We start from the raw sequence: 22,732 nt of genomic DNA, 5'->3' as shown, positions 1-22,732 counted from the left end.
GGCTGTCACCGCCTTCGCGCGACCGCCCCCAGCGCGGCGAGCAGACCTGGCGCGACGGCTGTCACCGCCTTCGCGCGACCGCCCCCAGCGCGGCGAGCAGACCTGGCGCGACGGCTGTCACCGCCTTCGCGCGACCGCCCCCAGCGCGGCGAGCAGACCTGGCGCGACGGCTGTCACCGCCTTCGCGCGACCGCCCCCAGCGCGGCGACCAGACCTCGCGCGACGGCTGTCACCGCCTGGCGGTCCGCTTGCGGCTGCGCAGGAACTCGACGGCGATCGGGATGACCGACACGGCGACGATCCCGATCAGGATGAATTCGATGTTCGACTTGACGAAGGCGATCTGCCCGAGGAAATAGCCGAGAATCGTCACGCCGCAGGCCCACAGCGTGCCACCGATGACGTTGAAGAGCAGAAACCTGCGGTAACGCATGTGGCTCGCCCCGGCCACGATCGGCGTGAACGTTCGCACGATCGGTACGAAGCGCGCGAGGACGATCGACCGCGCGCCGTACTTGGCGAAGAAGTCCCGCGCCCGGCTCAGATTCTCCTGCTTGAACAGCCGCGAGTCGGGCCGGTGGAACAGGCTGGGCCCGAACCGGCGCCCGAACAGGTAGCCGCACTGGTCACCGGCGACCGCCGCGATCGACACCAGCAGGCACATCAGCCAGAGCGACTGGTGCAGGTACGTCCCACCGGCGATCAGCAGACCGGCGGTGAACAGCAGCGAGTCGCCGGGCAGGAAGAAACCGATCAGCAGACCGGACTCGGCGAACACGATCCCGAGGATGCCGACCAGGCCGAACGTCGAGATCAGCCACTCCGGGTCGAGGAAGGTCATCGGCGGGGGATCCTCTCCAGCGGCGTCCGGCCCAGCCGAAGTGCCCGCCGTGAACCCCGGCAAACCTACATCACGTAGGAGAGCGAGGTCACCTCCCGAGGGTGCCGGAAGGGCCGGAGCAGGCGGCGCGGCAGGCCGTGGATCGGTGCTCGCTGCCGGGCGTTGCGCCGCGTCCGGGGCTGAGGGCATCAGGGAGTTCTTGAGGGTGTGGACCGGGTGGCGCTCAAGAATTCCTGCAGGGTCGTGGTGATGAGGTCGGCCAGCGTGTGCTCGTTTCCGGGCTGGTTCCACTGGTTGCGGGCGACGAAGAAGATCGCCACCGCGGTCCAGCCGGCGACGGTCGCGGCGGTCTCGGCGGTGCCGCGTTCGCGTAGCGCGGCGGCGATCCGGGCCGCGAGCGTGGATCGTTTGACCAGCTCGCGTTCCTGCAGCTCGGGGCTGGCGGCGATGACCCGGCCCAGCAGGACCGCGCCGTCGCGGAACTGTTCGTAGATCTGGTCGGCGGCGGCGGCCAGGCCGGCCACGGCCGCGTGCAGCGGGTCGGTTCCTTCGGGCTGGTTGCGGATCTCGGCGGCGATGAACTCCTCCGACTGGTCCTGGCCGGCGAAGACCACCTCGCGTTTGTCGGCGAAGTGGTGGAAGAACGTGCGCCGGTTCATCCCGGCTCGTTCGGTGATCTGCGCGACCGTCGTCTTCTCGAAGCCCTGCTCGTCGTAGAGCGTCAGCGCCGCGGCGCGCAGGCGCTCGAACGTGCCGGGTTCCCATCTCGCCATGGATCACAGTTTACGTGATTGCACTCAGTGGCATCATCGTTCTATCGTGATGCCACTGAGTGCAATCACGCACTGAACGGAGTCCTCCCATGGCCACATTCACCCTCCCCGATCTGACCGGGCGGACCGCGATCGTCACCGGCGCCAACTCCGGTGTCGGCCTGGCCACGTCCCGCGCCCTGGCCGCCGCCGGTGCCCGGGTCGTGCTCGCCGTGCGCAACACCGACAAGGGCGAGGCCGCCGCCCGCACCATCACCGGCGCCACCGAGGTGCGCCGCCTCGACCTGGCCGACCTGTCGTCCGTGCGGGCGTTCGCCGACGGCTGGACCGGTCCGATCGACCTGCTGATCAACAACGCCGGGATCACCGCCCCGGAGCTACGACGTACCGTCGACGGGTTCGAATTGCAGTTCGGCACCAACCACCTCGGGCCGTTCGCTCTGACCAACCTGCTGCTGCCGCAGGTCACCGGCCGGGTGGTGAGCCTGGCGTCGCAGGCCGAGCGGATGGGCCGCCTCGACCTGGACGACCTGAACAGCGAGCGTCGCCCCTACAAGCAGTCGCCGGCCTACAACCGGTCCAAGCTGGCGAACATGCTGTTCGTCGCGGAACTGCAACGCCGCCTGGACGGGGCCGGCTCTCCGGTGCGTGCGATGGCCGCCCACCCCGGGCTGGTGCGTACCGAGATCTACGCCCAGGCCGGCGCGGTCAGCCGGTTCATCGCCCGCTCGCTGGGGCAGAGCCCCGAGCAGGGTGCACTGCCCGTCCTCTACGCCGCTGCCGCCGACCTGCCCGGGGACAGCTTCACCGGGCCGAGCCGGTTCGCCCACATGATCGGCGACCCGGAGCTGATCAACCGCTCCGCGACCGCGCGCGACGAACAACTCGCGGCTCGGCTGTGGTCGATGTCGGAAAAGCTGACCGGCGTACGGTTCCCGCTCGCCGTCACCACTGGTCAGGAGCCGTAGGTACGGCTCCGCGGCCGGCTCCGGACTGGTCCGGCCGGGCGAGCCGTGGCGGGCGGTCAGCTCGGTTTCCGGGCCGGGGTGCAGATCCAGTGGCCGTCGCGCCATTCGCAGGTCTGTTCGTAGCCGGAGCGGAACGATCCCCGCCACGCGATGTCGTCCCGGTACCGGGTGGGCGGCGCCGCCGGTGCGAAGTTCACCGCGTCGTCGGTGCTGCCGCTGCCGTCGTAACGGGCGACGGCCGGATAGGGGTAGACCGGCCGGGTCCGTACCACGGTGTCGTCGTCCTGGCGTTGCGTGGCGACGAGCCGGTCGGGGGCGATGCCCTTCTCGACCCAGTCCAGGGTGGGTGTGAGCGCGTCGATCGCGTCCGGCCCTTGACCGCCACCGCAGTGGGCGACGCCCGGGAGCATGAACAGGCGGGCGAACTTCTGCGTCGCCGCCGTCCCGCCCATGCGTTCGACCACGGCGTGGTAGTAGGCGATCGTCCCGTAGGGGGTGATCGCCGGGTCGGCCCAGCCGTGCCAGAGCAGGAGTTTCCCGCCCGCGGCGCGGAAGGCGGTCAGGTCGGGGTCGGTGGCGTCGTAGATGCCGGCCCGCTGGTAGATCTCGCGGAACGTCGCCGAGTCGTAGCGCAGGTCGCGCAGTGTCAGCGACGGCCGGGCGCCCGGATAGGCGAGGTATCTCAGCGCGTTCGTCGCGTTGTTCGCGGCCACGGCCGGGGCGCCGTCGGCGGTCGGGGTGACCCACCGGGCCCAGTTCGCCTCCGAGCCGACGGGTTCGCCGCCCGGGTACATCAGCCGGCCGCGCTCGTCGCGTGGTCCGTCATACAGCTTGCGTACGGCCTCGACCTGCGCCCCGGTGAGGCAGCCGGCGCTGTCGGTCCCGGTCGCGCAGCGCAGGCTCCCCGGGTCGAACGCGCAGGCCCGTGGGTCGTCGATCTGCCCGTCGGCCAGTCCGTCGCGGGCGTCGCATTCGCGCAGGACCGCGGCGTGCAACACGGGCAGTTCGGCCGCGGTCAGGACCGGCCGGCCGTGGGCGTCGGTGTTGGCCGTGGCGTGCCAGCCCGTGGACCACACGATGAGCGAGGTCAGAATCGACGCCGGGGCGCCGGCGACGATGCCGTCGAAGTCGTGCGGGTAGCGCTGCGCCTCGGTCAGCCCTTCGTGGCCGCCTTGCGAGCAGCCGTCGAAGTACGAGTACCGCGGCCCCTGCCCGTAGTAGAGCGCGATGACCCGTTTGGCGACGACCGCGACGACGTGGTCGGCCCGGTAGCCGAAGTCGACCCGCAGTTGCGGGTCGGCCCCGAACGTCGCGTCGAATCCGGAAACCCCGACGTGTCCCTGGTTGTTGGTGGCCAGCACGAAGTCGCCCCGGTTCAGCGGCACGCACCCGTCGGACGCGTCGGCGTAGAAGTCGATGTTCCCGCAGAGTGACGCGCACCCGAGCTGCAGATAGCGTTGCCGCCACGTCGTGGCCGGCAGGAACACGTCGAACTGGATCTGCGGCGCCACGGTGCCCTTGACCTCGCAGGACGCCGATCCGTCGGGCGAGGTCGTCTCCGTCGCGGACGCGATGACGGCCGGGGCCCCGGCCGTTCCGGAGAGGTCCTGCCCGGCGAGGGCCGCGCAGTCGATCCTCGGCAGCACCACGGGCGGGCCGGTGGCGGAATCGGCGGCCCCGGCCACGGCCATGGGAGGCGTGGCCGGGCCGCCGCCGACGATCACGAGGACAACGACCATGGCCAACAGCGCACGTACCCGAGCGAGCATGCGTGTCCTCCTGGTACCGACCGCTTCTTACACCCGGGACAGGGCCCGGTCGCTGACCGCGCAGTGCATCCCGAACTGCCGTGCCCGCCGCACCGCCCAGTCGGTCAGACCGGGGCTGTCGGCGTAGTCGAGGGCGTACAGGTCGACCTGCAACTGCAGCAGTTGCTCGGCGATCTGTGCATGGAATTCCAGCACGTCCGGTGGCCACGGCGCATACCCGTCGTCGGTCCAGCGTGCCGAGAACGACTCGAACAGCACCCCGTCGACGAGTTCACCGAGCTGCGGCAGCATGCCGAACCCGCGGTTGGCCAGCAGGTATCCGGGTTTGGCCTCGTTGCGGATCGCGGCGATCAGCGTGAGCAGGTGCGGCACGTCCTCCGGAAAGGTCAGTTCGACGTTGAGCTGGTCCAGGAACAGCCCGCCGAACCCGGCGTCGACGGCGGCTCGCGCCTTGCCGACCACCTGCTCCACCCACTGCGGGTGGCCGACGTGGACGTACGCCCCGCCCCAGTCCGGGTTGCGCTCGGCGCGGTGCCACGGCGCGGGCGGCCCGTGATCCTCGGACAGTGACAGGTAGCCGAGGGTCCGCACGCCCTGCCCGCTCAGATAGGTGAGCTCGCCCGGGTTGTAGAACTCCGGCTGCAGTACGACCTTGGAGTACTTGGCCAGGTCGACGAGCCGCCCCTCACCGTAGTAGAACCAGATCGGCGGCCGCTCGGTCATGCCGGCCGCCCGTGGTCGCGGTACCAGGCGAACGTGGACCGGACGCCTTCCTCCAGGGTGACCGTCGGTTCGTAGCCGGTCAGCCGCCGCAGCCGGCTCAGGTCGGGGCAGCGCCGGTGCACCGAGCCGGGCGGCGCCGGGCTGGTCTCGATGGCCGGGCTGACCTGTGCCACCCGCAGCACCAGTTTGGCCAGATCACCGATGTTGGTCTCCTCGCGGTCGTTGCCGATGTGCACGATCTGCCCGGCCGCGTCGGGGACGGCCATCAGCCGGACCATCGCCTCGACCGCGTCGTCGACGTGGCAGAACGCCCGGAACTGGTCGGCGCCGGGCACCCGGAACGGGTCCTCGCCACCGGCCGCGCGCAGCGACATCTCCGGTACGACGTGGTCGGCCCCCATCCGCGGCCCGTAGACGTTGTGGAAGCGGCCCACGACCGCGTCGAAGCCGCGCGCCCGGGCGGTGTGCAGGAACGCGGCTTCGCCGAGGAGCTTGCTGACCGCGTACGCGAATCGGGGTGCCGTGATGTCGGAGATCATCGTCGGCACGGTCTCGGCGGTGGGCACGTCGACCACACCGGCGTCGACACCCCCGGCGTAGACCTCGCTGGTCGAGGCGAAGAAGACCCGTTCGCCCGGTGCCACCCAGTCGAGCAGGTGCATCGCGACGAGCGTGTTGACGCGGACGACGCGGGCCGGGTCCTGTTCGACGTTGCGGACGCCGACGACGGCGGCGAGCAGATAGATCTGGTCCCAGCGGTGCGGCAGGGCGGCGTACGTGGCCGGGTCGGTCAGGTCGGCGGAGACGATCCGTGCGTCCGGGTGGGCGCGCACCTCGTCGAGGTCGGTGTCGTGCCGGCCGCGGGAGAAGTCGTCGACGACGGTGACCTCGTGGCCGTCGCCGAGCAGTCGCCGGGCCAGGTGCAGTCCGATGAACCCGGCACCACCGAGCAGCAGGGCGCTCACGCGGCCGCCTCCTGGACGCGCGGCAGGTAGCCGAGGCCGGCGTAGCGGATGCCGGCCGCGCGGATCGCCGCACCGTCGAGGATCCGCCACGAGTCGAAGATGAGCGCCGGTCGGGCGTCGCCGAGCATCCGGGTCACGTCGATCGCGCGGTAGTCCGGGTGGTCGTTGATGACCAGGATCGCGTCGCTGTCGGTGAACGCCTTGTCGAGACTGACCGGTTCCCCGCCGTACTGCCGGATGGTCTCGGGTTTGACCATGGGGTCATGGCCGGTGACCGTGATGCCGGCGGCGGTGAGGGCGGGCATCATGGCGGCGATCGGGGTGCCGCGCATGTCGTCGGTGGGCGGCCAGCCCTTGTAGGCCCAGCCGAGCACGGCCAGCCGGGTGCCGTGCGTGTCGCCGCGGGCTTCGCGCAGCAGCCGCACGACGGTGTCGGCGACGTGGACCGGCAGGAACTCGTTGAGTTCGCGCGCCCGGCTGATCAGAAACGGTCGGTAGTCGCCGGCGCTGTCCAGCATGATGTACGGGTCCTTGGACAGGCAGCCACCGCCGACGTACCCGGGTTTGGCCAGGTCGGGCCGCGGATAGTCGACGTTGGTCGCGCGCAGCACCTCCAACGGGTCGAGGCCGTGCTGCTCGGCGATCAGAGCAACCTCATTGCCGTACGAGTAGATGAGGTCGGTGTGGCAGTTGTTGGAGAGCTTCACCAGTTCGGCCGCTTCCAGGCTGGACACCTCGACGATGCTCTGTGCGAGCCCGGCGAAGAACTCCACGCCCGCCCGCCGGGATGCCGGGTCGAGTCCGCCGATCACCTGCGGCAGCTCGACGAGTTCGCGCAGCGCTTGCCCTTGGATGGTGCGTTCGGGCGCCATCACGAGTTTCACGTCGTCGCCCCAGGCCGCGCGCAGTGCGGGCAGCACGATCTTGCGGCTGGTGCCGACCGGGACGGTGCTGCGGACCACCACCAGCGTGCCCGGTCGGCAGGTGGCCGCGACGGCGCGCGCGGCGGCGGCCAGGTTGGTCAGGTCGGGGCGGCGGGTGGCGTCGTCGACGGGGGTGGACACGCTGATCACGGCGACGTCGACGACACCCTGGGGGAGTTGCGCGGCGACGTGGATCCGCACTCCGATCCCGGCGGCGAAGATGTCCTCCACCCCGGGTTCGAAGATGTGCGAGCGGCCCTGGGACAGGGTGTCGATGACCTGCGGTGACGCGTCCGCGCCGTACACCGTGAAGCCTTTGTCGGCGAGAGCGGCGGTGAGCGTCAGGCCGACGTAGCCGAGGCCGACGACCCCGATCGTCATGGGCATGTGGTTCTCCTCCAGAGAGTGGCGGTCACGTGCAGGGCGGGGCGGTGCGGTCGAGGTCGACGACGGTGACCGTCCCGGTGAAGTGTTCGGCCCGGTAGCGGGCGCAGGCGGCGCGCACGTCGGCGGGCCGGGTGGCGTAGTCGACGCTGAGCACGAACTTGCCGCTGTCGCGCAGCGCGCGGGTCTCGGCGAGGTTCTCGGCGCAGTAGTCGGCGGTGCAGCGCTCGTCGGTGGCTTCGAAGAAGAGTTCTTCCATGCCGATGCCGTCGACCGCGGCGGTGTACCCGGGCTGCCGGCGCAGCTCGGGGGAGTTCTGCGGCACGATCAGGAAACCGGGCCGGCGCTGCTTGGCGTACCGGCTGATCCTCTCCACCAGGTCGGCCATCGCCCGGGCCAGCTGGTCGCGGTCACGACCCTGGGCGGCGGACAGGTCCAGCTCCTCGTAGGCCAGCGGAGTGTCCAGGTAGACCCCGTCGAAGCCGGCCTTCAACGCCTGGTCCACCCGCGGCCGCACGACCCGGTCCCACCAGCGCTGATCCCAGTACTGGACGAAGAATTCCCCGGGCCACTCGGACCACTCGTTGGCGATCAGGCCGGGCGCCTCCCGCCGCAGCACCGGGTACTCCGGCCGGAAATCCTCGATGCTGCCGATCTCGAAATACGCCAGGACCCGTTTCCCGGTGGCACGCAACCGGGTGATTTCGGCAGCGGAGAAATAGTCGCTTCCGGCGTCGCGAGCGAGGTCGACGACGACCGTCTGGAACGGACCGGCGGCGAGTTCGTCGAGGCGGCCACCGGGGTAGTCCTGCAATTGATAAGCCCAGGACTGCACGTTCGGAGGCGAAGACGATGGCGACGGTACGACCGTGGGAGTCCCGCGGCCCCGGCCCGCCCGCGTCGCCGGCCGGACAGCGAAGAGCGCCACCACGGCAATCGCCACCATCGTGACGACCGCGGCGAGCAGCCACGCGACCCGGGCCGGGATCACCCCGGTGCCCCCGCGGCCCAGATGTCCTTGATCGTGGTGGCCAGGTCGACGGCCGGCGTCCAGCCGAGCTCGGTGCGGGCCCGGCTGATGTCGGCCTGGATCCAGTCGACGGCGGCCGAGCGTTGTGGACCGCTGCCGTGCTCACGGATCTCCCCGGTGAACCCGGCCTGCTCGGCCAGCAACTGCACGGCGGTACGGACCGGGGCCGCCGCACCGCTGCCGGCGTTGTAGATCCGGCTCGGCAGGCTCGGCGTCAGCACCACCGAGCAGAGCAGCGCGGCGAGATCCCGGACGTCGACGAAGTCGCGGTACGCGCCCAACGGCCCGAGCACGATCTCGGACGCACCCAACTGTGCCGCCTCCCGCAGCCGCAGTTGCGCCCGGCCGAGCACGTTCTCCGCGGACTGTCCGGGCCCGATCGGGTTGAACACGCGCACCGACACGGCGTCGACCCGGCCGGTACGGGCGGCCAGCTCGAACAGTCGCGTGCCGGCGAGGTGGCTGATGCCGTACGCGCCGATCGGTTCGGTGGGATCGTTCTCGGTCACCGCGTGGCCGTGGGCGACCACGCCGTACTCACCGGCCGAGCCGAGCCGCACCAGCCGGGTGCCCGGCGCGGCCGCCTCCACCGCGTCCAGCAGCTTCGCCGCGACCAGCGTGTTGGCGCGGATCAGTTCCTCGTTGGTGCCGCCGAGCCGGCCGACGCAGCAGATCACCGAGTCCGGCGCGGTCTCGCGCAACAGCCCGGTCAGCCCGTCGCGGTCGCCCTCGACCAGGTCGTAGCGGGCGCGGCCCGGGCTGATCAGCTCCCGCACGCCGGGATCGGCCTCCAGAGCGGCCCGCACGTGTGCGCCGATGAAACCGGACGATCCGAACAACAGCACTCGTGACATCAGACGGGCTCCTCTTGGCGCTGGCGGAACAACACTGGTCTGAGCTCGGCCAGCCGTCGGTTGGCCTCGTCGTAGTCCTCGGGGCGGCCGATGTCGAGCCAGAACCCGGTGAACGGGTAGGTGTCCGGGTACTCGCCGCGGGCGAGCAGATCCAGCACCAGCTGGTCGAAGCCGAACGCGCGGCCGGGCTGGTACGGCGCGAGGGTGCGCCGCGACATGCCGTACACGCCCATGCTGACCTGATAGCGCAGGTGCGGCTTCTCCCGGAAGCCGACGATCCGGGTCGACTCCACGTCCAGCACCCCGAAGTCGATCTTGTGGGTTCGTTCGGCGACCGCGACGGTCAGCCCGGTGCGGGCGAGCTCGTGCCGGTGCAGCAGATCCCCGTAGTCGAGATCGGTCAGCACGTCGCCGTTCATCACCAGGAAGTGCTCGGGCAGACTGTCCCGGATGTTGAACAGCGGCCCGACCGTCGAGAGCGGCCGGTCCTCCTCGACGTAGTCGACGCGCAACCCCCAGCGGGCGCCGTCACCGACGTACGCCCGGATCAGCGGGCCGAGATGGTTGATGGCCAGCGTGACCGAGCGGAAACCGCAGTCGGCCAGCTGGTTCAGCACGATCTCGAGGATCGCGTGGTTGTCGCCGATCGGCATCAGTGGCTTCGGCAGCGTGGTGGTGTACGGCCGCAGCCGTACCCCTTTGCCGCCCGCGAGAATGACCGCGTGCATCGCAGATCTACCTCCCAGTCGTCGATCTACCGGTAGTGGCGTGCCTGGCTCACCAGCGGGGCCAGGCCGATCAGGAACAGGGCCTGCAGCCCGAGGACGCTGCCCAGGTAGAGCGCCGTGTCGACGGTGGCCGAACCCGGCGGGTCGACGATCGGGCCGGCGCCGAGCAGCACACCTCCGCCGACGTGCACCGCGATCGCGGCCAGCAGGGACAGGCACAGCCACAGGTGCCGTTCGAAGCCGGCCAGCAGGAACGCCGTCAGATAGGCGCCGCCGAGCACGACGTGGGCCGCCGTCATGAGGATCCCGGCGGCGGTGAGCTTCCCGATCGCGGCCAGCGAGCCCAGCAGCGCGATGGCCGGCACCACGGTCACGGCGAGGCAGGCGAGGGTGTCGCCGAGGATGCGCCGCCAGACCGCCGCCCGGAAATCGGCCGGCCGTCCGATCCGATGGGTCAGCCCGACGACCGCGCCGCGGAAGTGCTCGGCCCGCCACTCGACGAAGCCCATCACCAGGATCAGCGGTGCCGCCGCGGCCGCCACGTCGAAACGCGTCAGCAGGTACGGCGCCTGCGCGTGCAGCAGCAGCGTCGCCGAGCACAGCCCGTAGCAGGTCACCCCGGTGATCCCTCGCCGCCAGGTGGTGAGGACCGGACCGCCGGGCAGCTCGTCGCGCTCGCCCCGGCCGCGGGTCGACGCGAGCGCGACGACGTACGCCGCGAGCACCCCGGCCACCGCGGACGCGATCGCCGCCGGACGCGCCGGTGCGCCGGCGATCAGGTAGACGCCGCCGCCCACGACCGCGGGCAGCATGGTCGCGGCCAGCCGGCCCTCCTGGCGGTAGAAGACCAGCACGGTCCCGGCCATCTGATACGCGAGCTGACCGGCGGTGAGCAGGATCAGCGCGGTCCCGCCGCCCGTGACGGCGACGACCGTGGCACCGGCCGCCGCGCCGATCAGCGGCCCGGCCAGGGTGGTCCGGGCCAGCAGCACGGCCGCCGCGCGTGGCCGGTACGCGCCGAGCAGCTTGTAGGCCGCGTACGCCGCGGTGCCGGAGTACATCCAGCCCAGCCCGCCGGCCAGCGCGAGGGCGAGCACCAGCGACCGCTGCCCGAGCACCGCCAGCACGGCCGGGAAGACCACACTGGGCAGGGCGTAGAGCGGGCCGTGGGCCAGCACCCGCAGGGTCTCCCACCGGCCGCGGGCTCGGGCGGGCGGCCCGGAATCCTCCAGGGCCTGCGGGCCGAGGCGCCGGAAAACCTCGTCGGCCAGCACGAACACGTCGGTGAAGCCGTACTCGACCCGGGCGATCCGGTCGGTGCAGCCGTCCGCCTCCAGCGCGGCGGCCACCTGCAGCCCGTCGACCGCGCGGCGCAGCCGGGGCCGCAGCCGGTCGACCAGTTCGTCGAGCGGGTCGGTGGAGATCTGGGGCAGCACCACCGGGTGCAGGACCGGCGCCGGGTGCTCCCCGGCCGTGAACCGCTTCCCGGCCGGATGCTGCCGCGGTGGCTTCTTCCCCGCGGTGACCTGCGGAGTTTCCACATCTCCGCCGCTCATCGCGACACCTCTGTTTCGCTGTGGTGTCGCCGTGGGGACCGGTTGGCGAGTCCGCTCATCGCGACACCTCTGTTTCGCTGTGGTGTCGCCGTGGGGACCGGCTCGCGAGTCCGCTCATCGCGACACCTCGCCGAGCCCGCGCAGGTGCCGCGCTTCTGCCCCGGCGGTCAGCGGGACGACCAGGCCCTCATAGACGTTGCGGTACATCTGCAGTGACTGGCTGAGCGTGAAGTGGTCGAGGACCCGCTGCCGGGCCGCGATCCCGAGGTTGCGCCGCCGCTCGTCGTCGCGCAGCAGCGTCAGGCAGGCCTGGGCGACCGCGGCGTGATCGCGCGGCGCCACCACGATCCCGGTGTCGCCGACCGCCTCGGCCACCCCGCCGACGTTGGTGCACACGGTCGGCCGCCCGCACGCCATGGCCTCCACCACGGTGTACGGGAAGCCCTCGGAGATGCTGGTCAGCGCCACGATGCTGCCCGCGTGGTAGGCGTCGACGGCGTTGCCGATCCGCCCCTCCAGCACCGCGGCGCCGGTGAGCCCGAGCTCGTCGATCAGCTGCACGCACGACTCGTGGTAGAACCGGTTGACGGCCGGCGTGCCGCCGAAGATCCGCAGGCGGGCCTCCGGCATCTCCGCGCGTACCAGGGCGAACGCGCGGATCAGCGTGTGCAGGTCCTTGAGCGGGTCGATCCGGCCCATGAACGCGATCGTCGGCGTCTCCGGCTCGCCGATGGCCGCCGGGAACTCGGCCGGTTCGACGCCGTTGTACATGGTCCACATGCGTTCCGGTTCGGCGCCGTTCTGCAACTGCCACCGCCGGTTGTACGCCGAGTGCGGCGCCAGCACGTCCGAGGTCAGATACGCCGCCCCGGCCAGCGACCGGAAGAAGCTGAGGACCAGCACCCGGACCGCGTGCGACGCGTCGCCCTCCAGATACGACATGTACCGTTCCCGCAGGTAGATGCCGTGCTCGCTCATCACCGACGGGGTTTCGTAACGCCACTTGGCGGTCATCGCGACCAGCGTGGACAGCCCGTTCATCGAGCAGTGCACGATGTCGGCCTCGACCACCGGCGCGCTCAGCGGCCGCAACATGTGCTCGATCAGCCACGTCGCCTGCAGCGCGTCGGCGAGTGTCGGCGCCGGCTCGCTGTCGGAGACGCGCAGGTCGCCCCAGGCGTCGATCATCATGCCGAGCGCCTCGTTGGACATCAGCGCCGCACCGAGGTCACCACCGGCGGCGGCGTACTCGTAGAACCCGCGCAGCGCCAGCAGGAACAGGCCCCGGTTGGTGGCGCCCTCCTCGGGCGAGGTGGTCTCCAGCGGCGTGACGAGTGCGCGCAGGAAGACCTCGTACGAGTCGGTGAACGCGGCACCGGGCCGCCCCCGCCCGGCCCGCCGGGGGCGGTGGTCGTCGGGACCACCACCCCACAGCGGGATCGACTGCACCCGGTCGAGGTTGCCCGGCACCGGGAAGACCGGCTCCTCGGTGCCGTCCACGGTCAGCGCCACTACCTGCCAGCGGTAGTCCGGCATGCCCCGGATGAGCTGCTCACACCAGATGCTGACGCCACCCATGGCGAACGGGTAGGTCCCCTCCGACACCAGTGCGATGCGCACGTGCGGCCCCCGTTCCCGCGCCGGCCGCCGATCAGACCCGCGGCGCCGCGGGCAGTGTCACCGGAGTTCCGGCGGTCAGGGTGACCTCGGTGGTGCGGTCACTGCCGTACGTCGTCGTGTTCGTCGTCTGCACACCGCCGGCCTGCAGCGTTCCGGCCAGCGGCGAGCTGACCGTCACCGTGCCCGCCACCCGGTCGTAGACCGCGTCGGCACCGGCCGCGAGCTGCGCGAAGTGGGCGGTGCGCACGCTGGTGTACGCCCCGATCTGCGACCACGTCTCGTTGAGCAGCGGCACCGCGTAGTACGAGCTGTACTTGGCGGCCACCGTCGTCACCCAGTCGTTGACCAGGCTCTGCCCACTGCCGTAGTCGTGCACGTTGGCGATGTGGAACGTGTGCGTATTGATCCCGCCCGCGGCCACGTGCTGCAGGCCGACCCCGGCCTCGTAGTCGACGATCTGCGCGTACGTGCGGTCGGTCGGCCAGTACGGGAACCTGCCGTTCGGCCCGTAGAAGGAGTTGTAGAACGCGGTCTCCTCCTCCGGGGTGGTCACGAAGTAGGCGATGTTCGTCGGCCAGTCCGGCACCACCGACAGGCTCGGCTCCAGCGGGTGCACGATCCCGGCGTTCAGGTGCGGCGGCTGGTGACTGGCGAACGACATGTTGCCGTGCAGATACTTCACGCCCAGGTCCTTGGCCGCCTGCAGCAGGTTCGGGTTCGACCCGGCCAGCCCGTGATCGACCGGGACCCCGGTGTCGTCGTTCGGGTCCACGGTGTAGACGCCCAGCCCCGAGTACTCCGGGGTCTTCAGCACGTCGTCGGGCGCGGCCAGCCCGATTGCCGCACCGGCGTTGCGATTGTCGAGGATTTCCGCGTACGTCGTGGCGTAGTCCGTCTGGTTGAGTTCCGGGTGGTTGAGCGTGTGGTTCAGCCACCGGAAGTTCCCGGCCAGGCACTTGGTCGTCGCGGTGAGCTGGTCGATCCCGCCGTCCGGGCTGCACGTGTTCCCGGCGAACGGGTCGATGTCGGCGCCGTTGAACGCCAGGTTGTACGTGAACCCCGAGGCCAGCGGGTACGTCGTGCGCAGCGCCGCCTGCTGGGAGTTGAGGTTGACCGCCTCGTGCCCGGAGACCTGGTAGCCGGGGGTGTACTCGACGTGCCCGTCCGGGTAGTAGTGGTCGGCGGTGTTGAACCAGTCGTCGACGTCGACGTTGAGGTGATGCCGCTGCTCACCGAGGAACAGGCCCTTGGTCGTCCACCGGAACAGGCCGTAGACCAGCAGGTCGGACTGCACCAGGTACTGGTTCGAGGTGAACGTCAGCGCGATCCGCTCGCGGCCGTCGGCCGAGGTGGTGCGCACGCCCAGCACGTCACTGCCGCTGGTCGCGATCGCGTCGGCGGCGCACCCGGTGGCGATCGAGGTGCGGTAGACGTACGACTGGGTGATCGGGACGGTGACGTCCGCCCGCAGGTAGTCGAAGACCCCGGCACCGGCCGTCGTCAGGTTCAGGTTCAGCGGGGTGTCACCGACCGACGTCTCGCCGGCCGAGCGCAGGCAGTAGTCCTCGGGCCAGGAGCCGTAGCTGGTGTAGAGCGCGGCTTGGCGGACACCGAAGTTGCGCTCGTAGGCCCAGAGCAGGTTCCACTCGGTGCTGTCCAGGCCGTTGAGGTAGGCGCCGCCCGAGGCATAGAGCAGCATGCTGTTGGTCAGCAGGATCGCGTTGTACTTACCGGTGCCGTCCGCGCGCACCAGGGTGTTGGTGGTGACCGCGGTGTCGGCGCTGTAGAGCACGTCGTAGGCCGCACCGACCCGGTCCAGGGTGGTTTTCCAGGTGGGCACGCCGAAGTCGTCGGCGTTGGTCGCCACGACCAGCGCCCGTAGCGCCACCCGATCGTTGCCGGCCACGGCGGCGGCCCGCGCGCCCAGCGTGTTCGCGGTCTGCACCGCCACCTTGCCGGAGCGCCGTGGCAGCGGGGCCGGCCGGGTGGCCGCTGGACGGGCCACGGCACCGAACCCGGGTACGTGCGGGGCGGCTGGTGCGGGCTTCGGCGCGGCGGGCTGGGCGGCGGCCGGCGTGGCGACGGCGGCCACCAGCAGAGCGGCGCAGAGGGCGGCCAGCAGCGTGCGCAACGGCCTTCGGGACGTGCGAAGGGCAGGAGTCATCGGGCGACCTCCAGGACGGGCAGACGAGTGAGCGGGGCCCTGCGAGCGTGTGCGGTGGGCCGGCTCAGACGTCCGGAGGGATGGGCCGACGGCGAGTCTAAGCAAGATTTAAGGATTTTCCGGCGGGTGCTCGACCGCATTTTGTTTGCTGTCGCGAAGCGTTGACCCGGGCGCGGGGCAATGCTAGCGGTCCTCTTTTGAGATCGTCCCGGGTCGATTCGTCAACATTTCTGTGGTCGCCGGTCCACACCCTGACATGCCGTTTCCGTGTTTGATCCGTAACGGTCTGCAAGCGGACCCGTGACAAGTTGTCCGGGCAATGCTGTGCGCGGAGACTTGTCGGCATTTATCGCTTTTCAAGCGGAGAAGCGCCGGCTCGCGAGCTTTCCCGCAAAGCGAACGAAAGCTCTTTGGTGGAACCTTGACGCGAGCGCAGGTGAATGCCACACGAAAGTGTCGTCAAACTGATGCGAATGGTCCGAAACTCTGAACGGCGAGCTGATTGTCCATTCGCTGCCATTGATGTAAGAAATGGCGTGTTCGAAGTATCGGCCGGCTGGGCGATATGACGTCAGGCGCCGTCGGTCGTAGCCCGCGCGCTGACCGAGCCGGCCACCGGCCGGCGCGACGTGTGAAGGCGGCCACGGTCCCCGGCCCGCTCAGGCCACCCCGCTCGCCACCGCCGTGGTGTCCTGAGCGGCCAGGTGGGCGGCGATCTGCTCGGCCGCCATCGGCCGGGCGAGGCGGAAGCCCTGGCCGTGCCGGCAACCCAGGTCACGCAGAATCTGGAGCTGGTCGCCGGTCTCGATGCCCTCGGCGATGAGGTCGAGGTCGAGGGCATGCCCGAGGTTCACGACGGCCTCGCCGACGGTACGGTCGGCGCCGGTCCCGGCGATGCGGGCGACGAACGACTGGTCGATCTTGAGGATGTCGATGGGCAGCAGACCGAGGTAGCTGAGGTTGGAGTACCCGGTGCCGAAGTCGTCGACGGCGATCCGGATGCCGAGACCACGCAACGCATTGATCTTGCTCAGGGTCACGGTGTCGTCGTGGATCAGCACGTGTTCGGTCAGCTCCAGGACGAGCCGGTCGGCCGGGAAGCCGGTCTCGGCGAGGATGCCGGTGACCTCGGTGACGAACCCCGGCCGGCGCAGCTGGGTGGCCGACACGTTGACGGCGACGGTCACCTCGTCCGTCCGCCAGCCCTGGCTCTGGGTGCAGGCCCGGCGCAGCACCCAGGCGCCGAGGGCGACGACCAGGCCGCTCTGCTCGGCCAGCGGGATGAACGCGCCGGGGCTGAGCAGCCCGCGCTTCGGGTGGGCCCAGCGCACCAGGGCCTCGACGCCGTCGGTCGCCCCGGTCCGCAGGTCGACGACCGGCTGATAGTGCAGGACCAGCTGGTCGTTCTCGATGGCGTGGCGCAGCTCCGCCTCCTGGGCCCGCACGTCCAGCCCGGGGTGGTAGACCTCGTAGCGGCTCGCACCGGCCCGCTTGGCCGCGAACATCGCGGCGTCGGCCTGCTGCAGCAACTCGTCGGCCGAACCGGCGGTGCCGGTGAGAGCGACCCCGATGCTGGCCGACGTGTGCAAGTGGTGCTCGCCGTAGACCACCGGCTCGCTCAGCGCGCCGAGCAGGACCCGCGCGATGCGCACGGCGTCCTCCGCGCCGGTGACCTCGTCGAGCACGAGGATGAACTCGTCGCCGCCGAGCCGGCCGGCCAGACCCAGGCCGCTCGCCACCCGGTCGAGCCGCTGGGCGATGGCGACCAGCAGCGCGTCCCCGGCGTCGTGGCCGATCACGTCGTTGATCTCCTTGAACCGGTCCAGGTCCAGCAGCAGCACCGCCGCGCCACGGCCGGTGGCATTCGCGCGGTCCACCGTGTCGGCGAGCCGCTGCTGAGCCATGCGCCGGTTCGGGATCGCGGTGAGCTGGTCGGTCACGGCGAGGGCACGGTTCTCGCGCAGAGCCGCCAGCTGCCGTACGACCACCGCGCCGGTGACCACGACCGCGCCGATGATCAGCCCGCCCAGCGGGAACAGCGAGGTGTGCCGGGAAGCGACCAGCACCAGCACGTAAGCGGCGGCGACCGTCACATACGGCACCACGGTGACGCCCGAGGCCCGGGTGTCGGTCGTGGCCTCCCGCTCCTGCTCGTGGTCGGCGCCGGGCCCGGCGTTCCTCTGCTGCAGGTAGGCGCTGACCGCGAACAGCGTGTTGCCGGTCAGCCAGAACAGATCCGGCCAGTTCCCGCCGGCGAACGAGTTGTGCAGACCCTCATAGGCGTACGCGATGTCGGCGACCACGAAGACCAGCATTCCGGCGATCAGGACGCGCAGCGCCTGCCGGCTCGCCGGGACCGCCCCGCGCATCAGCACGATCGCCATCCCGCAGATCGCCATCAGATCCCCGCAGGGATAGGCGATCGACACCGCGGCCGCCAGCGGCTGCGCACCGGCGACGGCGATGGTCGGACCGAGCACGAAGTACCACATGATCATCGCGACGCTGACCGCCGTGACCACGATGTCGAGCATCAGCTTGGCCCGGCCACCACCGCTGCGCCGGTCGACCGGGGTCAGCATCAGCCCGGTCAGCAGCAGCGGGAAGAACGCGAGATAGCCGAGGTCGGCGAGCGACGGGTACGGACTGGTGTGCAGCACGGCCTCGATGACGAACCAGGCCGTGTTGGCGAAAGCCTCGCAGGCGAACGCCGCCGTGATGAACCACCACGCCCGCCGGGTCCGCCGACCCAGACTCCGGGAACGGCACACCCCGAAGCCCAGGACGACGCTCGCCAGGCTGATCGGCACGTACGTGAGATCGGTGACCCAGGTCCGCAGCTCCGCGCTGCCCAGCCCGGTCGCGTAGAAGACGAGGAACGCCACCAGCATCCCGCACGCGCCGAGGATCAGCGCCGTGCTCCCACGGGACAGCACGCCCGGCCGGGCACGACGCGGAGCGAGACGATTCGGCATGACCACGCCATCGTCACGCCGCCACCTCGGTCTGAGCGAAGCCGCGCGGGCGGGTGGGAGCAACCTGGTAGCGGTCCGCTGGTAGAAAGATCGGACGATCCGGCGGGAGGCACAAAGGTGGAGTCCGACTCACCGGGCCGGGCCGGAACCCGGACGACGGCGACCTGCTCGACGGCCTGACCGCGGTGCCGGTCGGGGACCGGGTCGCGCTGTTCGCCGCCGACAGGCACCACCTCTACCGCTTCGACACCGCCGACGGCGCTCCCTGGCCCGCCTCGGCCTGACCGGACAGCCTGCCGCGACCTCCGCGGCTTCCCACCTGACCAGCGCGGTATCAGCGGCAGATCCGTGCACCCGATCACGGCACGGCCACACGCGGCACGAGGCCGGTTCATCGCTACGCGCGTTCAACCGGCTGGTCGCGGTGACGCCCACACCAGGAGCGCGGGGGCGGCCAGGACGAGCAGGATGCCGGCGGCGGTCAACGCGACCGTGGAAGGTGAGGTGGCCGGCGTTCCGTATCCGTAGGCGCACGTCATGAACACGCCAGGCTCCGGCTCGGGAGACAGATGCTGCAACTGGACGATCGGGCCGGCGACCCGCTCGACGGCGAACAACGCGGGTACATAGGCGAGCGCACCGCCGGCCATGAGTGCTGTCATTCGTGCCCGACCGCCAGCAGTGCGGGTCATGCTCAGGACCGTCAGCGCGACCGCAGCAGCCAGAGTGAGTATCGCCGGCGTGGTGCGGTCCAGCAGCTCGGTACGGTCGTCGGCTGAGTAGATCGGGTAGAGGCCGATCAAGACCGCTGGGGTCGACACCAGCGTGACGAGCAGGGGCCGGTGCCAGCGATGCAGACCTGGTCGTGAGGGCAATGCTGACACCGCCAGAATCCCGCAGATCAGGGCGCCGAAGTGCAGTGCCGCCGCGAGCTGGCTCAGGCGCAGCCGGCCGGTCCAGTACTCGGTGACCGCCTCGTCTGCGACTGGGCAGCCGTCAGGAGCCGTGGGCGCCGGATTCGGATAGGTCATCCAGGTCGCGGCGAGATCGGCCAGAGCCGCGCCGGCCAGCAGCAGGCCGAGGAGGCTCAAGGCGCGGTGCCGGCCGGTCAGTGCTGCGCCTGCGGACAAAGCCAGCATCGCCACGATCTCGGCACCGTATCGGATCACCGGCAACTCCATGCCGGCGCCCGTTGCGGAGACGACAGCAGCTGTGCCGAAGACGGCGATCGCAGGGGTCGGTGAGTTCACGAACGAGGATTCTGCACCAGGCAGGTGTCCCGAAGCAGGGATCAGCCCTTCTCGGTTGGTTCGGTCAGCGGTGCCGCCGGGAGGGCCGGAGGCCAGAGACCACCATGCCAGATCAGCGCCCAGACGGTGTCGACCTGGCCGACGCCCAGGTGGCCGGGCCGGTGAGCGACGGCCCGGCCACCGGCTCACCGGTGGCCGGATCCCAGAGCTGCAGCTGGCCGTCGTTCTCGGCGACGGCCAGCAGGAGACGGCCGTCGCGGTCCGTGACGACGGCCGCCACCTCGGCGTCGACGTCGATCGTGAGGCGGGGCCGTAGCCTGCGCCCGGGCCGCGCCCACGAGTGGCGGACCCGGAGGTCGCCCGGCCGATCGATCTCCGCATCGTCCATACCGGCCGCCCCTCCCGATCCGCGCCGACCGCCAGGTCAACCAGTGGTCGCACCCCGACAGTTGCTCCGGTACCGGCCCGGCTGAGCGGCGCTCGGCGGCTCGGCGGGTTAATTTACGAGCATCTCTGGCCGAGATCCACCGACTCACTGGAGGACCCGTGTTCCGATCCCGTGCTCTGCGCGGCTTCCTGCTTTTCACCGCCGGCCTGCTCACCGTCACGGCCGCCGCACCCGTTCCGACCCTGGCCGCGATGCCGCACGAGACCGTGCCGACGGTCAAGGCCGTGGTGTCCGGGCCGGTCATCGACGAGAATTTCGCCGATCCGGACGTGATGAAGGTCGGGCGTACCTACTACGCCTACGCCACCAACAGCGACGGCCGGCACATCAAGTGGGCCACTTCCACCGATCTGGTCACCTGGACGGTGCAGGCCGGTGACGCGCTGCCGACGCTCGGTGCGTGGGCCGACTCCGACTGGACCTTCCCACCCGGCGGTACCGGTGATCACGGCGTCTGGGCGCCGGAGGTGTTCGCGACCGGGCCGAAGAGTTTCGTCATGTGGTACACGGCCCACGACCGTACCTCCGGAAAGCAGTGCATCGGGGCCGCGACCGCGACGTCGCCGGGCGGACCGTTCGTGCCGCGCGACGCCGCGCTGGTCTGCACCCCGGAGATCGGTGGCGCGATCGACGCCTCCTCGTTCAGCGAGAACGGGCGCCGCTACATCCTGTGGAAGAACGACGGCAACTGCTGCGCGCAGGACACCTGGCTGCATCTGCAGCAGGTCAGCGCGGACGGCCTGCGACGCACCGGCACCGAGTCGCAGCTGATCAAACAGAACAAGCCCTTCGAGGGTACGTTGGTGGAAGCGCCCACCCTGTGGAAGCACGGCCGGACGTACGTGTTGTTCTACTCGGCGAACTTCTTCGGCAACGGCAGCTATGTGAGCAGCTATGCGACGTCGCCGAGCTTGCGCGGGCCGTACACCAAATCGGATGTTCCGCTGATGACCACGGACGCGTTCGCGGGTGCGGTGCGCGGGCCCGGCGGGCAGGACGTGGTGACCGGGCCGGACGGGCGGGACCGGATCGTCTTCCACGGCTGGGATCCCACGTTCACCTACCGGGCGGTCTACTCGCAGCGGCTGGACTGGCAGGGCAGCCGTCCGATCGTGGCGGGCGCGCGGATCCGCTACGAGGCGGAGGACGCGGACTTCACGCGGGCCAACGCGCGGTACGCGGCCGGAGGTGCCAGTAACGGGGCCGTGGTCGGTGGCATCGACTTCGCCGACAGCCGGGTCACGTTCACCGTGTACGTGCCGCGGGCCGGGGTGTACCGGCTCTCGACGCGGTTCGCCAACGGCTCGGACGGCGGGGCGGCCGGCCACACCCTGGTCGTCAACGGCGTGGCGGCCGGCACCGTCGACTACCCGGTCACGGGGTGGGACAACTGGCAGACCAGTGAGCGGGACGTGACGCTCAAGGCCGGGACGAACACGATTTCGTACGGCAAGGGGGCGAATTACGCCGAGTTGGACGCCATCGACGTCGCCTGATCGTCCGCCGGTCACCGTCCTGCGGGGACGGTGACCGGCGTGACGCCGGGAGCCGGCTTCGTCACTGCAGTTGGGTGCGTTGGTAGAAGCCGCTGTCGATCAGCGCCTTCTCATAGTTGGCCTTGTTCACGATCGTGGTGTCGAGCAGCATCGACGGCACCACCTTCACCCCGTTGTCGTAGTCCTTGTCGTTGTTCGTGGCGGGCTTGCCGCCTTTCAGAATCGCGTCGGCCATCTGTGCACTGGTCTTCGCGAGATCGCGGTAGTCCTTGAAGATCGTGGAGTACTGCTCGCCGGCGATGATCGATTTCACCGAGGCGACCTCGGCGTCCTGGCCGGTGATCACCGGATAGGGCTGCCCGGCGGCGCCGTAGCCGTTGCTCTTGAGAGCGGAGACGATCCCGACCGACAGGCCGTCGTAGGGTGACAGCACCCCGTCCACCTTCAGGCCGGCCCGGTAGGTCGACGTCAGCAGGTTCTCCATGCGGTCCTGCGCGGTCCGGGCCTGCCACCGCAGGATCGCGATCGTCTTGAAATCGGTCTGCCTGCTCGGCACCTTGAGCGTGCCCTTGTCCAGGTACGGCTGGAGGACCGACATCGCACCGTTGTAGAAGAACGTGGCGTTGTTGTCGTCGGGCGAGCCGGCGAACAGTTCGATGTTGAACGGGCCCTTGGCGGATCCGGGCGTACCGTCGGCGTTGCGCAGTTTCAGGCCGACGAGCAGCGAGGTGGCCTGCTGCACGCCGACCTTGTAGTTGTCGAAGGTGGCGTAGTAGTCGACGTCGGGGGACTTGAGGATGAGCCGGTCGTAGGCGATGACCGGAATCTTCGCGGCCGCCGCGCTCTGCAGTTGCGAGGTCATCGCGGTGCCGTCGATCGATGCGATGATCAGCAGCTTGGCGCCCTTGGTGATCTGATTCTCCAGCTGGTTCACCTGGGTCGGGATGTCATCCTCGGCGTACTGGAGGTCGACCTTGTAGCCGAGCGCCTCGAGATCCTTCTTGACGTTCTCGCCGTCACCGTTCCACCGCTGCGACGCTCGCGTGGGCATGGTGACGCCGATCAGGGCTCCGGTATTGTCCGCGGCGCCGGCGGCCGCCTGTTTGTCGGCGTTCTTCTCGCTGGAGCCGCAAGCGGCGGGCGAGCAGGCCAGTAGGGCAGCCGCCGCCACGATGACGACGCGGGACAGTCGCATTCACAGCTCCTTGCTGTTCCGGGAGTTGCTGTTGTTCAGGGATGGAGAACGCCACCTCGGCGCGATCTAC

Annotated in this window: 18 protein-coding genes; 2 read left to right on the top strand and 16 right to left on the bottom strand. The window is 70.3% G+C overall.

Translation table 11 applies throughout. The features are described from left to right. Window positions 1–229: 229 nt before the first annotated feature. Together ACH442_RS33190 and ACH442_RS33185 are read right to left on the bottom strand one after the other, a co-directional pair. Window positions 230–904, bottom strand: a complete 675-nt coding sequence (locus ACH442_RS33190) for a DedA family protein (protein WP_396342046.1) — start codon at window positions 902–904, stop codon at window positions 230–232. A gap of 125 nt (window positions 905–1,029) precedes the next feature. Further along, entirely contained in the window at window positions 1,030–1,614 is a 585-nt protein-coding gene (locus tag ACH442_RS33185) for a TetR/AcrR family transcriptional regulator (RefSeq protein WP_396342047.1), read from the bottom strand. Window positions 1,615–1,703: 89 nt separating this feature from the next. Here ACH442_RS33185 and ACH442_RS33180 point away from each other — a divergent pair, with 89 nt between their 5' ends. Then, window positions 1,704–2,582, top strand: a complete 879-nt coding sequence (locus tag ACH442_RS33180; protein ID WP_396342048.1) for an oxidoreductase — start codon at window positions 1,704–1,706, stop codon at window positions 2,580–2,582. A 56-nt stretch (window positions 2,583–2,638) separates the two neighbouring features. Here ACH442_RS33180 and ACH442_RS33175 read toward each other — a convergent pair whose 3' ends face one another. The 13 genes from ACH442_RS33175 to ACH442_RS33115 all read right to left on the bottom strand — a co-directional run bounded on the left by ACH442_RS33175 (window position 2,639) and on the right by ACH442_RS33115 (window position 19,911). Beyond that, window positions 2,639–4,351 carry a tannase/feruloyl esterase family alpha/beta hydrolase gene (locus tag ACH442_RS33175; protein WP_396342049.1) on the bottom strand — a complete coding sequence of 571 codons (1,713 nt, stop codon included), beginning with the start codon at window positions 4,349–4,351 and terminating at the stop codon, window positions 2,639–2,641. 27 nt (window positions 4,352–4,378) lie between these two features. Further along, window positions 4,379–5,074 (bottom strand): hypothetical protein, encoded by a 696-nt coding sequence (locus ACH442_RS33170; protein WP_396342050.1) that lies wholly within the window; start codon window positions 5,072–5,074, stop codon window positions 4,379–4,381. Further along, on the bottom strand, window positions 5,071–6,039 hold the full coding sequence (locus tag ACH442_RS33165) for an NAD-dependent epimerase/dehydratase family protein (RefSeq protein WP_396342051.1): 969 nt from the start codon (window positions 6,037–6,039) through the stop codon (window positions 5,071–5,073). The genes ACH442_RS33170 and ACH442_RS33165 overlap by 4 nt, the downstream gene beginning before the upstream one ends. Further along, window positions 6,036–7,349 carry a nucleotide sugar dehydrogenase gene (locus tag ACH442_RS33160; RefSeq protein WP_396342052.1) on the bottom strand — a complete coding sequence of 438 codons (1,314 nt, stop codon included), beginning with the start codon at window positions 7,347–7,349 and terminating at the stop codon, window positions 6,036–6,038. The genes ACH442_RS33165 and ACH442_RS33160 overlap by 4 nt, the downstream gene beginning before the upstream one ends. 25 nt (window positions 7,350–7,374) lie before the next feature. Further along, a complete protein-coding gene (locus ACH442_RS33155; RefSeq protein WP_396342053.1) occupies window positions 7,375–8,181 on the bottom strand; it encodes an endo alpha-1,4 polygalactosaminidase in 807 nt (268 codons plus the stop codon). Window positions 8,182–8,333: 152 nt separating this feature from the next. Then, a complete protein-coding gene (locus ACH442_RS33150; protein ID WP_396342054.1) occupies window positions 8,334–9,230 on the bottom strand; it encodes an NAD-dependent epimerase/dehydratase family protein in 897 nt (298 codons plus the stop codon). Beyond that, complete coding sequence (locus ACH442_RS33145) at window positions 9,230–9,958, bottom strand: sugar phosphate nucleotidyltransferase (RefSeq protein WP_396342055.1); 729 nt, start codon at window positions 9,956–9,958, stop codon at window positions 9,230–9,232. Before ACH442_RS33145 ends, ACH442_RS33150 begins: the two co-directional genes overlap by 1 nt. A 26-nt stretch (window positions 9,959–9,984) precedes the next feature. Then, window positions 9,985–11,514: a hypothetical protein gene (locus tag ACH442_RS33140; protein ID WP_396342056.1), complete on the bottom strand. Its 1,530-nt coding sequence runs from the start codon at window positions 11,512–11,514 to the stop codon at window positions 9,985–9,987. Window positions 11,515–11,628: 114 nt separating this feature from the next. Continuing rightward, on the bottom strand, window positions 11,629–13,134 hold the full coding sequence (gene pelF / locus ACH442_RS33135) for a GT4 family glycosyltransferase PelF (RefSeq protein WP_396342057.1): 1,506 nt from the start codon (window positions 13,132–13,134) through the stop codon (window positions 11,629–11,631). A gap of 31 nt (window positions 13,135–13,165) precedes the next feature. Beyond that, window positions 13,166–15,298 (bottom strand): hypothetical protein, encoded by a 2,133-nt coding sequence (locus ACH442_RS33130; RefSeq protein WP_396342058.1) that lies wholly within the window; start codon window positions 15,296–15,298, stop codon window positions 13,166–13,168. Window positions 15,299–15,957: 659 nt separating this feature from the next. Then, window positions 15,958–18,273 (bottom strand): putative bifunctional diguanylate cyclase/phosphodiesterase, encoded by a 2,316-nt coding sequence (locus ACH442_RS33125; protein WP_396342059.1) that lies wholly within the window; start codon window positions 18,271–18,273, stop codon window positions 15,958–15,960. A 407-nt stretch (window positions 18,274–18,680) separates the two neighbouring features. Continuing rightward, window positions 18,681–19,523, bottom strand: a complete 843-nt coding sequence (locus ACH442_RS33120) for a hypothetical protein (protein ID WP_396342060.1) — start codon at window positions 19,521–19,523, stop codon at window positions 18,681–18,683. Between the two features lie 112 nt (window positions 19,524–19,635). Beyond that, a complete protein-coding gene (locus tag ACH442_RS33115; RefSeq protein ID WP_396342061.1) occupies window positions 19,636–19,911 on the bottom strand; it encodes a hypothetical protein in 276 nt (91 codons plus the stop codon). A gap of 158 nt (window positions 19,912–20,069) precedes the next feature. On the opposite strand from ACH442_RS33115, the gene ACH442_RS33110 reads away from it, so the two are divergent. After that, window positions 20,070–21,467, top strand: coding sequence for a family 43 glycosylhydrolase (locus tag ACH442_RS33110; RefSeq protein ID WP_396342062.1), 1,398 nt, complete (start codon window positions 20,070–20,072; stop codon window positions 21,465–21,467). A 61-nt stretch (window positions 21,468–21,528) separates the two neighbouring features. On the opposite strand, the gene chvE is transcribed toward ACH442_RS33110, so the two are convergent. After that, complete coding sequence (gene chvE, locus ACH442_RS33105; protein ID WP_396342063.1) at window positions 21,529–22,662, bottom strand: multiple monosaccharide ABC transporter substrate-binding protein; 1,134 nt, start codon at window positions 22,660–22,662, stop codon at window positions 21,529–21,531. Window positions 22,663–22,732: the final 70 nt, after the last annotated feature.

The sequence above is a fragment of the Actinoplanes sp. NPDC020271 genome, from assembly GCF_044388125.1.
GTDB lineage: Bacteria > Actinomycetota > Actinomycetes > Mycobacteriales > Micromonosporaceae > Actinoplanes.
This window is presented reverse-complemented; position numbering and strand designations above follow the sequence as displayed.

Coding starts and splice junctions, on each gene's coding strand:
- ACH442_RS33140 (WP_396342056.1), bottom strand. CDS start 11,514: ATGAGCGGCGGAGATGTGGAAACTCCGCAGGTCACCGCGGGGAAGAAG.
- ACH442_RS33185 (WP_396342047.1), bottom strand. CDS start 1,614: ATGGCGAGATGGGAACCCGGCACGTTCGAGCGCCTGCGCGCCGCGGCG.
- ACH442_RS33175 (WP_396342049.1), bottom strand. CDS start 4,351: ATGCTCGCTCGGGTACGTGCGCTGTTGGCCATGGTCGTTGTCCTCGTG.
- ACH442_RS33130 (WP_396342058.1), bottom strand. CDS start 15,298: ATGACTCCTGCCCTTCGCACGTCCCGAAGGCCGTTGCGCACGCTGCTG.
- ACH442_RS33160 (WP_396342052.1), bottom strand. CDS start 7,349: ATGCCCATGACGATCGGGGTCGTCGGCCTCGGCTACGTCGGCCTGACG.
- ACH442_RS33145 (WP_396342055.1), bottom strand. CDS start 9,958: ATGCACGCGGTCATTCTCGCGGGCGGCAAAGGGGTACGGCTGCGGCCG.
- ACH442_RS33125 (WP_396342059.1), bottom strand. CDS start 18,273: ATGCCGAATCGTCTCGCTCCGCGTCGTGCCCGGCCGGGCGTGCTGTCC.
- ACH442_RS33170 (WP_396342050.1), bottom strand. CDS start 5,074: ATGACCGAGCGGCCGCCGATCTGGTTCTACTACGGTGAGGGGCGGCTC.
- ACH442_RS33180 (WP_396342048.1), top strand. CDS start 1,704: ATGGCCACATTCACCCTCCCCGATCTGACCGGGCGGACCGCGATCGTC.
- ACH442_RS33150 (WP_396342054.1), bottom strand. CDS start 9,230: ATGTCACGAGTGCTGTTGTTCGGATCGTCCGGTTTCATCGGCGCACAC.
- ACH442_RS33115 (WP_396342061.1), bottom strand. CDS start 19,911: ATGGACGATGCGGAGATCGATCGGCCGGGCGACCTCCGGGTCCGCCAC.
- chvE (WP_396342063.1), bottom strand. CDS start 22,662: ATGCGACTGTCCCGCGTCGTCATCGTGGCGGCGGCTGCCCTACTGGCC.